Source organism: Solirubrum puertoriconensis (assembly GCF_001483135.1).
In the GTDB taxonomy this organism is placed as follows: domain Bacteria; phylum Bacteroidota; class Bacteroidia; order Cytophagales; family Hymenobacteraceae; genus Solirubrum; species Solirubrum puertoriconensis.
The window spans coordinates 119,334-131,927 of record NZ_LNAL01000005.1 but is presented as its reverse complement, the minus strand read 5'-3'; the positions used below and the strand labels follow the sequence as shown (position 1 = coordinate 131,927).

The window sequence follows — 12,594 nt, the reverse complement described above, 5'->3', positions numbered from 1 at the left end:
GATTGTCCTTGCACTTGCTGGAGGGTGGCTCTCAGTGCATCAGACACAAACACGCTGGGGTCCTGGTCTCCATAACGGAAAATGGCAGGACCTACTTGAGAGCCACGACTGATTTCCTCCGAAGTGATATCGTGCTTGATGGTTGCTTCGAGGTAATGGTGCCACACAAGTTTTCGTACTTCATCCGTCACGGTCACAGGCGTAAGTTGTAGTTGCGCTCCGGTAGTCCGCAGGGCTCCTTCGTACTTCCGGGGGAAGAGGATATAATCATAGTTCGTCAGTAGGTCCCCGGGTTCTCTGTTGCTGGCCTCAACGACTCGAAACTTGTAGGAGCCCGTACGCCACAGGCGCAGATTTATTCCCTTAGAATGCACACACCAAAGCGCCATACTAGTTTACGATAAGTGACTACGTCAGTAAAGCTAAGGGCCTCTTTTGAAGAATTACAGTAGCCGATTGAGGCACAGGGTAACGTTGGCCCACAAGATCCACGCGGCGTGGCTTTCGGGCGTATACTCATAGTCCATGACGAGCCGACGGAAGAAGTTGAGCCACGCGAAGGTACGTTCGACTACCCAGCGGCAGCCCACCGGGACAAAGCCGCGCGTCGATGGCGGGCGGCTGCTCACCTCGTGGCGCAGGCCACGGGCCACGAGCCCTTCAGCAAAGTGGCCGCGGTAGGCGCGGTCCGTGACGACGGTGGTCAGGCGCGGCCCCCACTGGCACCGCTGCAGCAATAGTGGCGCGGCGCCGCGGCTGTCGTGCTGGTTGGCCGCGTGCGCGCAGCAGGCCCACACCCGGCCTTGCCGGTCCACTAGCAGCTGCCGCTTGCGCCCGCCCGCGCACTTGCCGCCGTCGGTGCCGCGGTGCTCGGCAATACGCGGGGCGAGTTTGACGCTTTGGCTGTCCAGGCACAGCACCGCCGGCGTGGCCGCCTGCCCCTGCGCTTGGCGGTCCAATTCGTTCAGGCCCCGGTTCAAGTGCTGCAGCGTGCCGTCCTGATGCCAGCGCCGGAAGTAGTAATACACAGCGGTCCATTTCGGAAAGGCCGCCGGCAGGCACCGCCACTGACAGCCTGAACGACACACGTAGCGTAGCGCGTCCACCACGCGCCGCAAGCACAGGCGCCGTTTGCGTTGCAACGGTAGCAGCCGGGACATACCTTGCCACTGCGAGTCAGTGAGGGGTTGATAGCCGTCAACCATAATGCGACCGGGAGCCTAGGAACTCCCGCCGCAACTTACTGGCTCGTTTTCTTTTGCCTCAATACCAATTCCCCAACAGCCTCTAAGACTCTAGCAATCTGCAGCACTCATGGGCTGAGAAATAAAGGTTATTTTAATAAGTCTCTTATTGAGCTGGCATTAGGGATGATGGTATACTAACGCCACCCCAATGCATGGTCCCAGGGCAAGAGAGGCCAAACCTTCATAAGTGCTGGGTTTAGTTCCTCCATACGTTCCCCAGAATGGAAAAAGCTAGAGTAAGTCATTGTCTTACTGAGGCTTTTCTCTGTTATAAGTAACGAGGACAGGACTCGAAATTATTTATGTGTGCTTTAAAGCTAGTCACTATTTATGTTCTTATGGTTAGTACCGATAAGTAAGTATTATCGGTACTAAGTTGTGAGCCCTCAAGGCAAATGCTTTGGCTGGCTAGGCCTTTGCGAACCATCAATCAGGAGCGAGCTGGCTTATTTGCCGCCCGCGCCTTTTTGCTTTGGCAAGACGAGCGCCCAGCTGGGTTCGGTAACCCGGCACCTGCCTGTCGGTGCCCATACCCGCCAGCGGTGGGACTGCTTTTCGCACGCGGCAACGCGCCGAGGCGCTGCGGGTCGGGCCCCGATCAGCCTTTCGCGGGCTTGGCTTTAGGCGCCGGCAGTTCGGCCAAGGATACCCGCACCAGTTCGCTGAGCCAGCGGCTGTCCTCGAGTTTTTCTTCGATCAGGAAAGCCGGTTTCGCGCCCTCGTAGGGCGCTTGTTCGACTACTTCGCCCAGAAAGGCCCGGCCGGCATTGGTAGGCTTAATGAACAGCTTGTTGTCGCACACCAAGCCAAACAGCTTGCCGCCGGCGTACAAGCCGTATTCGCCGAACATCTTTTTGGCCGACACCTCCAAGGCGCTAGCCAGTTGCCCGGTAACAAAATCAACGAAGCTCGGCGTGGAGGCCATCGAAAACGGGGAGGAAGAATTGCGGCGCAAGTTAACGGCGTCTGCCACTTGGCCGAACCCCGCGCTAGGGCAAATCCGCCGCGCAGCAGAGCTCCGCGCACGTCGACGGCCAACCCCTGGGGGCATGCATAGCAGGTAACCCTACAGGTGAGTACCTCATGAAAGTGCAGCAAAACGCGGACGGAGGCTACATCGGCAATTGTTGAGCGTTTGATGGCTACTTCACGCCCAACAACGGCAGCGTTGATTAGTAGAACAGAGCGCTTTCCCACGACAGCTCTTTGCCGGTCATGGCTGATATCAGCACCAGGCCGAGCCGGATTGAATCGGATATGACCCCGGTAGTCACTTGCTGATCCGATTGTAACGCCGCGGGCAGCCATAGTTGCGTCTGGCGCAGGCAGTGGTCGTAGCCAGCCCGGTAAGCGGGCTGGCCACTCAGCTGGTACAGGTTGACCAGCCCGGCGGCTCCTTGCTGCCACCCGGCGGTTGTTACCAAGGTATCCGTCGGTGAGGTGCGCAGCAGAGTATTAACCCCTACGAGCTCCGCGGTTTTGAACAACTCCTGGTCGTCAAGCGCAGCGCCAGCTTCATAAAATAACAGCGCCAGGCCTAAGTCGCCGCGGTGCCAGCTTAGCTCGGCGCTAATGGCGGGTTCACCCGCCGATCCGCGCAGCTCGTAAGGAAACACGGAGAAGAGGCCAGCCTGAAAATCAACGGGCTGCCGGGCACCTAACAGCAGTTGCAGGCTTACCCGCAGGTGCTGATCCAGACCGGGAACCGCTACCCCGTCCCGGAGCAGGTGCAGCAGCAGCTCGGCCGCTAATCCCCCGTTTAGTCCCAGCGGTACTGCCCGCGCGGCGTGGCTTCTAAGTTTACTGATCCTGATTTTGGGCGCACTATAGACATTAAGCGCCCTGTCCATTCTGGGTCAGTCGCTCAGCAGAAAGGAGAGAGTTAATGGGACCGCGCCTGCACTTCCTCAAGTAAGCGGTTCAACTCGTTTTGTTGTAGCACCCGCCCGTTGACCACAACCGCGGCGAGCTGGCGGGTATGGCTCACGTCTTCGAGCGGGTTGGCGTTTAGCAGCAGCAAATCAGCCAGCATGCCGACGGCCACCTGCCCGAGCTCCCGGCTGCGGCCCAGTTGCCGGGCCGGATGCAGGGTTGCGGCCTGCAACACCGCCCGGCTGGAAACCCCGATGCGCGCCAGCCGCTCCATCTCATCGTGCACGGCAAAGCCCGGCACCAAGGCCACGATCGGGGCATCGGTGCCAATCAACAAGGGCACGCCTTGCCGGTGCAGCTCCCTGATCACTTTCTCCGCGAACGCATTTTCGCTTTTCACTGCCCCCACCAACGTTCGGGCTTCCAGAACCGGCGCCTGCTCCTTGCGCAGCTGGGCTTGGAGCTCCGGTGGGGTATAGCGGGCGTAATGCGGGTGAAATTGGATCAGGCTGTCGGCTTGGTCGCTTAGGGCTACGTTGTCGACCACGACCTGCGTCGGGGTGGCGTAGGCCCCGCGCCGCTTCATGAGCCGCGCCAACCGGGCCCCCTCCTTGGCATCGTAGTGCGTGACGAGCTGGTGCGTAATGGAATCAAGGGCCTTGAACAGGGAGCGGCGGGTGATGCACACGTCGGCGTTAAAGGCTACCAGCGCGGCTTCGGTGCTGGTATAGGCTTCGCGTATCCCGTGCAGGTGCTCCAGGCTGGAGAAACCCAGCTTAACGGCCTGCGCCGCGGTCAGGGTGGCCGGCACGTGGCCCGCCATGGGCAAGCGGTTGCGCCGGCAGGCCTGCGCGGTGGCTTGCAGCACCGCCGGGTCGGGCCAGCAGGTGTATACCTTGGCCAGGTCGTAGCCCAAAGAGGCCAGGGAGTCGATTGCCCGGCGGGCGCGGGCTGGGCTGCTCAGGTAGTAGTGGTGCTTTTGCTTGGTGGGGCGCCCCTGCAGAATGGGGGTAGACACCACCAGGCGCGGCCCCAATACCTGCCCGCTCTCCACTTTTCGGCGCAGGTCCAGCAAGCCCGCATTGCCGGCCATGTACCGCACCCCGGTCACGCCGTTGGCCAGCATCAGCGGCAGGGAGACGGTTTCGTTTATTTCCCAGCCGCGGTCAATGTTGTCGCGCATGTGAAAGTGCATGTCCCAGAGCCCGGGCATCAGGTACTTGCCGCGGCCGTCGATCACCACCGCGCCCGCAGGCGGGCTTACGCGGCGCCCGATACGGGTGATGTAGCGTCCTTGCAGCACAACCGTCTGCTCCTTCATGATGCGCCCCGACCGCACATCCACAACGTTGACCTGCTGGATAACCGTGGCGGGCTGCTGGGCCCGGCCCGGGAAGGAAACCAGCAGCAAAAGGAAAGCGAGCAGACGAAGCATAGCAGGCCGAGCAGCACTTTGCCGGTGCGACCGCACCAGGCACGATGGCTGAGTTCTTAAGGTAGGCAAAACGGGTTGTTAGCGCAACCCCGCCGTTGGCTTAGTGTAGTGGGTTCTAATCCAGGCGTACAGAGCTGGTGAGCCGCTCACATTCAGGTTCATAAGCAAGTCAACCACCTCTTCCCGTCGCGGTCAACTGCTGCTGCTATCCCCAAGCGTTCAGTTAAATATAAATAACCCGATGTTTTATGAAAGCAGAAAGATAAGCTCGACTATTGCCGCTACTTTTGCAGGGTAATTTCTTACTCGCCACCACCTTGTAAATCAGGCTTAATCCCCCGATTTACCCCTACACCCTAGCCTGCTTACTTCCTTTCTATGAGGCACACACCTCTACTCGTTCTTTTCCTTTTCTTCGCGCTTACCACCCACGCCCAAACCTGGCAGTGGGCCGTGCAGCCCACTAAAAACAACACGGTTAACACCACCGTGACCTCGGGACAAGCCGTGCGCACCGACGCGGCTGGCAACGTGTACGTGCTCGGAGGCATGAACGGCTCGCACACCTTCGGCACCACCTCGCTTAGCAGTTCCACTTCCGACGTGACGCTTTCCAAGTTTACGTCCAGCGGCGCCTGGCTGTGGGCCGTCTCCATCCCTTCGGGCACCAGCGACTCTCCCCGCGGTCTGGCCGTAGCGCCAAACGGTGACGTGTACGTTTCGGGCACCTACGACCAGGGCTCCATCACCATTGGCTCGACGACTCACACCAGCTCGGGCTCGGCGGACATCTTTATTGCTAAGTACAACACCAGCGGCGTGCTGCAGTGGTCTACCAAGGCCGGCAGCGCCAGCACCGAGTTTGCCACCGGCCTGGCCGTGGATGCCAACAACGATTTGATTGTGGGCGGCTACTTCCAGGGCAACCTGACGTTCGGCAACGCGGGTACGCTGGGCTTAACGCGGGCCGGCAGCACGGGCAACGACATCTTCGTGGCCAAGCTCAGCAGCGCCGGCACCTGGGTCTGGTCAGTGCGGGGCGGGGGTGCCGATGGGCAGGACTACTGCCGTGGACTGGACGTGGACGCGGCCGGCAACATCTATCTGGTCGGCAACTTCCGCAATGCCGGTAACGCCACCTTCGGCGGCACAACGCTGACCAGCAACGGCGGCACCAACGATATTTTACTAGCCAAGCTGGACAACAACGGCAACTGGCTGTGGGCCATCAAGGGCGACGGCCCGGGCAGTGACGTGGCCCAGGGCGTAGCGGCAAGTTCCTCGGGCGACGTGTACGTAACCGGTACCAGCATGGCCACGGTTACCTTTGGCGGGCCGGGTATCGCCATTAACAACACTTCGACTACGACCGGAGACGTATTCGTAGCCAAGGCCAGCGGCGCCGGGGTTTGGCGCTGGGCCGTGCGCGGGGGCTCGACGGGGACTAACGACGACACGGGTTTTGACATTGATGCCGACGCGAGCGGCAACGTGTACGTGACGGGCGCCATTGCGGGCAGCGCCACCTTCGGCACTCACGGCCTGAGCCACACCGGCAGCAACGATATCTTCGTGGCCAAGCTCAACGACCAGGGCGAATGGCTCTGGGCCCTGCAAGCCGGGGGAAGCGACTTCGAGGAAGGCTTGAGCATTGCCGCCGACGACAACGGCTCGGCTTACGTGGCGGGCACCTATTCTAGTGGTTCCGTCAACTTTGGCAGCCTTAACCGCACCGCTTCCCCGGTCGGGATGATGTACGTGGCCAAAGCCGGCGTTGTACCGCCCCCCAACAGCCCCCCCACCAACATTGCGCTGAGCGCGGCGGCCGTGGCCGAAAACCAGCCCGTCAACACCGTGGTGGGCACCCTAAGCTCAACCGATCCGGATGCCGGCAACACGTTCACCTACGCCCTGGTTACGGGCGCGGGCAGCACGGACAACGCCGCCTTTAACATCGCGGGCAGCAGCCTGCGCGCTTCCGCCGCGTTTGATTACGAAGCTAAAAGCAGCTACAGCATCCGCGTGCGCACCACCGACAGCGGCACGCCGGGGTTGACGTTTGAGAAGGTGTTCACCATCACCGTAACCGACGTGGACGACACGGCCCCGTCGGTGGTGTTAAGCTCCACCGCTGCCAACCCCACCAGCACTTCCCCCATTCCGGTTACGGCCACTTTCTCGGAGGCGGTCACCGGCTTTAGCATTGCTGACGTCACGGTAGGCAACGGTTCAGTCGCGTCGCTGTCGGGCTCGGGGACCACCTACTCCCTGAGCATCGTTCCCACTGCCAACGGGAACGTCACAGTAAACATCGCCGCTAACGTGGCGGCGGATGCGGCCGGCAACGGCAACACCGCCGCCGCGCAGTTCCGCATCACCTACAACCAGCCGGCCACGGCGACGCCGGTTGTCACGAGCCCGGCCAACAACGCGAGCATCAACGACAACACCCCCACGTACCAGGGCTCCGCCGCGGCGAATAGCACCGTCACCGTGTACGTGGACGGGGCAAGCATCGGCACGACCACGGCAACAGTGGCCGGCACCTGGAGTTTAACGCAGTCTGCTCCCCTAAGCAGCGGCCCGCACGCGGTTTACGCCCGGGCGCAAAGCAGCGGCGCGAGCCAGAGCGCCAACAGCAACACCAATTCGTTTACGCTGGACACCACCGCGCCAACGGTAAGCATGAGCTCGACTGCAAGCAACCCGACCAGCACCACGCCCATTCCGGTTTTCATCACGTTCTCGGAAAGCGTATCAGGCTTTTCAACGGCCGACCTAACCGTTACCAACGCTACCCCCGGTGCCGTATCCGGGGCGGGCGCTACCTATAGCGTTAGCCTTACGCCCACGGCTCCCGGTGCCGTGACGGTAAACATCGCCGCCAACGCCGCAGTGGACGCCGCCGGCAACGGAAACAGCGCCGCCGCCCCTTTCACCATTACCTACCAGCTGCCGGCACCAACCCTCACGAGCGTAGCGCCCAACCCCGGCGGGCGGGGCCAGAGCCTAACCTTGACGGGCACTAACCTCGGCTCCCCCACCGCCCTGACCATTAACGGCGCCAGTGCCTTGAATCACATCGTGAGCAACTCCGGCACCAGCCTGCTGGTGCGCGTTCCGGCTACGGCGGCCGCCAGCGGCAGCGTGAGCATCACCACGGCGGGTGGAACGGCCACGGTTACGAACTTTACGCTGATGAGCGGGCCGGGCAATGCCTTGGCTTTTGACGGCACCAACGACGTGGTGCGGATTCCCAGCCCCATCAGCGGAGACTTTACCCTGGAGTACTGGGTTAATACTACCCAGGCCGGCCAGGGCAGCGCGGGGGGCCCCTGGTACTTGGGCACCGGCATTGTGGACGGGGAGCAGCCCAATGTTCAGAATGATTTCGGCACGGCCCTGATGGCGGGCAAGCTGGCTTTTGGAATGGGCAACCCGGACCGAACCATTCACTCGACTACGTCCATCAACGACGGCCGCTGGCACCACGTCGCGGCCACGCGTGAAGCGGCCACGGGCATCTTTCGGCTGTACATCGACGGTCGCCTGGAAGCTACCGGCACCGGCGCGGGCACGGCTAACCGCAGCCCAACCCAGCTCGCGCTCGGGGCCATGCAAACGGGCGTGTCGTACTTTGCCGGCCGCCTGGACGAGCTGCGTATCTGGTCGACGGTGCGCTCGCTAACCGACATCCAGGCTTCCTACCGCCAGCTGCCGGCCCTGCCGCAAACCGGCCTGCAAGCCTACTACAACTTCGACGTGGGCGTGCCCGCTACGGCCAGCACCGGCAGCAATACCGGCGTGACCTCCATGCGGGAGGTGGTAAGCGGCACGGCCGTTACCCTCAGCAACTTCGCCCTGAGCAGCGGCAACACCACGTCCAACTGGGTGGAAAGCTACGCCCTGGCCGTGCCCGAAAGCGGAGCCGCCGCGGACCGGCAACCCAATTCCTTTACCGCCACCTGGACGGCCCCGGTGGAAGGGCGCGTCACCGGCTACCTTTTGGACGTGGCCACCGACCAGGCCTTTACCGCGCCGGTAAGCAACTCCCCGTTTGCGCTTAGCGCCAGCGCCACGAGCGCTGCCGTGTCGGGGCTGACCAACGGCCGTACCTACTACTACCGGGTGCGCGCCCTGAACGCCGGCTTGCCAACCCCCGATCAGGGCGGGTATTCCGCCACGGCTGTCGCCGCAACCCCATTGCCGGTGGAGCTTGCCACCTTCACAGCGGTAGCCGAATCCGCAGGCGCGGTGCGCCTGCGCTGGAGCACGGCTCAGGAAAAAAACAGCGCTTTTTTTGCCGTAGAGCGCAGCCTGGATGGTCGTTCCTTTGCTTCCGTGGGCACTGTGCCCGCCGCGGGCAGCAGCACCGGCCTGCTCGCATACGCCTACGTGGATGATCAGCTGCCCATTGCCGGTCTGCTGTACTACCGCCTGCGCCAAGTAGACCAGGACAGCCGCACGGCCTATTCTCCGGTGCAAGCGGTGCGGCTCAGCGCCTCAACCCGGGCAAAGCTGCAAGTACTGCCGAATCCGGCCCGCAGCCGGGCTACCCTGACCGGGGCGGCGCCCGGAGCACCGGTGCAGGTCTATGACGCTACGGGACGCCTGGTGCTGACCACTACGGCCGACGAATCCGGCACTGCTCAGCTTCAATTTTCCGGTGGGCGGCCCGCGGGCGTATACCTCGTACGTAGCGGTGCGCAGGTTAACCGATACATTCTCGAGTAAGCACCTGAGCCACTGAACCAGCAAGCCCCGGCGTTTCGCGCTGGGGCTTGCTGGTTTTAAGCGGGTTTCTAAAGCTAAGCGGGCACGATTTGGGTGGCTTTTCAGCTCCGCTCGGCCGTCAGCCGCTCACGTAAATATCCATTGACCTTTTGGCCTACGGGCCTACCGCCAAGCCATCCGGGCTACCTGATGCGTAAGGGGCGCGAAGCACTCACCGATCCGTCCTGAGAAAGCAAACGCAGCAGGACTTTTTTACCGGAAACCCGGGCGGGAATCTGAACCAGCAGGCGGGTGGAGGAAATTACCTCAAATGCGGTGGGTTGGCCGTCAATCTGCACCTCGCTAACCCGGCCCAGGTGCTGCCCTTCGAGGGGCAGCCAGCTGCCTGCCCGGACCCGGCCGCTTGTTAAGCGCCGCAGCTCTGGGGGGCGCCCAGCTGCGGGCACCAGGCGGGCGGTGAACGCCGATCCTTTGCGCTGGTTGATTCCAAAGCTGCCCGCCAGATAGATGCTCCCGTCTTTTCCGGATACTGCGGTTTCCACCGACTGGTCCGGCCACAGCCGCGGAGCCGCTAGCTCCTCCAGCAGCTCGCCCCCACTTCCCAGCCGGCTGAAGTGGACCACCTGGGGAGTGGGCAGGAAGCCCATGGAGTCGGTCGCTGGGCTTACGTAACTCTCCGGCAGTATTCGCCCGTGCAGCAGCACCCGCCCACCCGGCTCCGACGACAGCAACGGATCATCGATGAACTCCCCCACGCGTTTGCCCCATGCCCAGCTGCCATCCGCATGCAGGCGCGCGAGCAGCGTGTTTGGCTTACCATCACCGGTGCGGAAGCGGACATCTCCCTTGAGGGTCGGCAGGCGAATGGAGTCCGAGCTAAGCGCGCAGCTAACCCACAGTCCCCCGTCGGGGGCGGGCAGCACGTCGATCAGCGACAAAGCTCCCAAGGAGCGGACCGATTCCACGGTACCATCCGCGTTTAGCTGCGCCAGCGCGGCTTCCGTACTGCCCAGCTGAGCTGGGGCCAAGTCAACCGATCCAGTGCGGGTTAAAAAGGTGACCGGCTCGGCAAAATACCCCAGGTAGTACCGCACCGCCTCGCCCACCAGAACTAGCCTCCCGTGGGTTAGCTTTCCGCGGGCCAGTTCCCGCTGCCAGCGCAGTCGGCCCGCTTCGTCGCGGTGCTGCAGCTGCGCGCCGCTTTGACCAGCTGCCGGTGAGCCTGCCAGCCAGCTCTCACCATTACCCGCCAAGGCTAGCACGGCGTTGAAGCCATCGTACCCAAAGTCCGATTCCCGGGGTACCGTAAACCCAGGAGCTTGCAGCCAGCGCAGGGTTCCCTCCGGGCTGAACTGCAGCAGCTGCATGGCACCGTCGCGCTGGTAGCCCAATTGCAGGGTGGCACCAGCGGGCGTGGCCAGGGATTTACGGATTGCAATGGCTGGAAAGTTCGGTAAGGCGCGGCGCCAGCGCCAGCTTCCGGCGGTACTTAACACCCCGACCAGGTGGTGCTTTTCGCCCAAGGGAGTGTGCAGCACGGGCCCGGGCGGGGGCAAAACTCCTTCAAACATACCGGTTACCAGCAGGCTGCTGTCCTGGTGATGAAAGGAAAGCCCGGGATGCGAGCTGCCGCCAAGGTCAGGCGTCAGCAGCGGTGTGTATTGCCCGGTTTCGATATCGCCCAGGCGGGTCAGCTGCATCACCCCCAACTCAGGATCATCGCTGGTAAAGGTGTTCTCGGATTGCGTTATAGCTGGCGTGAGGTGCAGCAGGTAATTCAGGGAACCGACGGAAGCCAGCGCGGCTGAGCCGGTTCCTTCCCTGGCAAGAAGCATTGGCAGCTTCGCCAGCGCCGCGCTCCGCCAGCGGCCTGCACTGCTTAAGCGGGCGATGACGGGACGCGTCAGTTCCGGATCTTCGCCCCGGGTTTTCACTTCAAGGGGGCGGGGGGCAGCGCCGAAAACGGCCCGGCCGGTAAGTGCCAGGGTTAGCAGCAGCTCGTCGCCGGCGCCCAGTGAGCAACCCAGCACCAGCAGGTTGGATTCGCTTTCCAAGCCGGGTCCGGGAAAGTACCTGCCCTGGGCCTGGGCCTGGGCCGTCCAACGACGCTTTCCTTGCGGTGTCAGCCTCTCTGCTACCAGCAGGCTACCGCGCGTACCCAGTCTATCAAAATTCCGGGTTTGACCGCGGTGGATCAGGGGGTGTTCCTTTTGCCCCAGGGTGAAAAGGGAATTATCCGAGGCAAGCAGCAGAAACCGGTAAGCGGAAAGGGCGGGCGAAATGCTTACCCAGGACCGCCGGCCGTCGGGGTGCAGCTGGAGTACCATCCCCTTTCGGGCAGTGTCCAAGCGGGCTGTCTGCTTACCCGCAACTCTCAGCTCGGGCTGCTGGCTGCCGGCTAAGTAAAGCTGACCCTCTGTCGTTACAGCCAGGGCGTGTACGCGCTCTTGCCGACCGGCTTGTTGCGCGAGCCGCCACAGCGGCTTGCCGGCCGCATCCAACTTGGTTGCCAGCAGACCGGAACGCTCCGCTTCAACGCTGCCATTGACGTAGGCGTAGCCTTGCTTGTCCACTGCCACCCGGCTTTCTTGCCCGGGCAGCAAGCGCAGCTCCCGCTGCCATTGCCAGTTGCCAGCCGAGTCCAGGCGAGCTATCAAGTGCCGCGGCCGGGGCGCAGATCGGAAATTTGGTTGAAGGCTGGCTTGACTTTCCCCGTCGAAAACTAGCGGTGCAACGGCCCGCTTTCGCGCGCTAAACCAGACATTGCCCTGCGCGTCTACCGCTAAGCTTTCGCCCCGGCTGCGCACGGTATCGCCCCCGGGGAGCAGGCGCGCCCAGCGGCATTTTCCCGTGGGGCTTATTTTAGCTACGTAGGCTTGTGGCTCTTCGGCTTTTAACCAGTGATCGCCGAGAGCCACGGTTCCCTGGCACTGCCCGCTCAGATACAGGTTGCCCTCCCGGTCCCGGGCAAGCACTTCGCCCCTGATCAAGCCGTCGTGTCCCGGCGTTTGCCAGGGACGTACCCAGTCCCAGCGGGGGGCCTGCGCCTGCGTACCGGCAGCGGCCAAGAATAGCCAAGCAATTAGCCCGGTTTGTACCAGGCGGCCTATTGGGAAAAAAACCATAAAAATCACTATCCGGCTACCTAACCTTCGCAGCCTATGTAAAAGTAGGGCTGTTCGAGCGGAACAAACCGTCTTACTCGAGCCGGGTGATGTCGTTATCCCGGGGCACGCGGATGAGCTCCACGTCACGCTCAAGAAAGCGACGCAGGATGTTGGTCTTGGTGCCGCAGTCCACCAGCAC

General features: G+C 62.5%; 6 protein-coding genes. 1 reads left to right on the top strand and 5 read right to left on the bottom strand.

Features of this window, described 5'->3' with window-relative positions; genetic code table 11:
• Positions 1-443 precede the first annotated feature (443 nt).
• The 4 genes from ASU33_RS04380 to ASU33_RS04365 all read right to left on the bottom strand — a co-directional run bounded on the left by ASU33_RS04380 (position 444) and on the right by ASU33_RS04365 (position 4,554).
• Positions 444-1,205: an IS5 family transposase gene (locus ASU33_RS04380; protein WP_078062873.1), complete on the bottom strand. Its 762-nt coding sequence runs from the start codon at positions 1,203-1,205 to the stop codon at positions 444-446.
• Positions 1,206-1,845: 640 nt separating this feature from the next.
• Complete coding sequence (locus tag ASU33_RS04375; RefSeq protein ID WP_059068599.1) at positions 1,846-2,172, bottom strand: TfoX/Sxy family protein; 327 nt, start codon at positions 2,170-2,172, stop codon at positions 1,846-1,848.
• 247 nt (positions 2,173-2,419) lie between these two features.
• Entirely contained in the window at positions 2,420-3,097 is a 678-nt protein-coding gene (locus ASU33_RS04370) for a glycoside hydrolase family protein (protein WP_059068598.1), read from the bottom strand.
• Between the two features lie 32 nt (positions 3,098-3,129).
• Positions 3,130-4,554, bottom strand: a complete 1,425-nt coding sequence (locus ASU33_RS04365) for an amidohydrolase family protein (RefSeq protein WP_059068597.1) — start codon at positions 4,552-4,554, stop codon at positions 3,130-3,132.
• A gap of 378 nt (positions 4,555-4,932) precedes the next feature.
• Between ASU33_RS04365 and ASU33_RS04360 the strand changes: the two genes are divergently transcribed.
• Positions 4,933-9,288, top strand: coding sequence for an Ig-like domain-containing protein (locus ASU33_RS04360; protein ID WP_059068594.1), 4,356 nt, complete (start codon positions 4,933-4,935; stop codon positions 9,286-9,288).
• Positions 9,289-9,470: 182 nt separating this feature from the next.
• Here the strand turns inward: ASU33_RS04360 and ASU33_RS04355 are convergent, their stop codons facing one another.
• Positions 9,471-12,356: a hypothetical protein gene (locus ASU33_RS04355; RefSeq protein WP_149867044.1), complete on the bottom strand. Its 2,886-nt coding sequence runs from the start codon at positions 12,354-12,356 to the stop codon at positions 9,471-9,473.
• Positions 12,357-12,594: the final 238 nt, after the last annotated feature.

Bases quoted from the DNA above. Each gene is read 5' to 3' on its own strand.
- ASU33_RS04370 (WP_059068598.1), bottom strand. From the start codon at position 3,097: ATGGACAGGGCGCTTAATGTCTATAGTGCGCCCAAAATCAGGATCAGT.
- ASU33_RS04365 (WP_059068597.1), bottom strand. From the start codon at position 4,554: ATGCTTCGTCTGCTCGCTTTCCTTTTGCTGCTGGTTTCCTTCCCGGGC.
- ASU33_RS04380 (WP_078062873.1), bottom strand. From the start codon at position 1,205: ATGGTTGACGGCTATCAACCCCTCACTGACTCGCAGTGGCAAGGTATG.
- ASU33_RS04375 (WP_059068599.1), bottom strand. From the start codon at position 2,172: ATGGCCTCCACGCCGAGCTTCGTTGATTTTGTTACCGGGCAACTGGCT.
- ASU33_RS04360 (WP_059068594.1), top strand. From the start codon at position 4,933: ATGAGGCACACACCTCTACTCGTTCTTTTCCTTTTCTTCGCGCTTACC.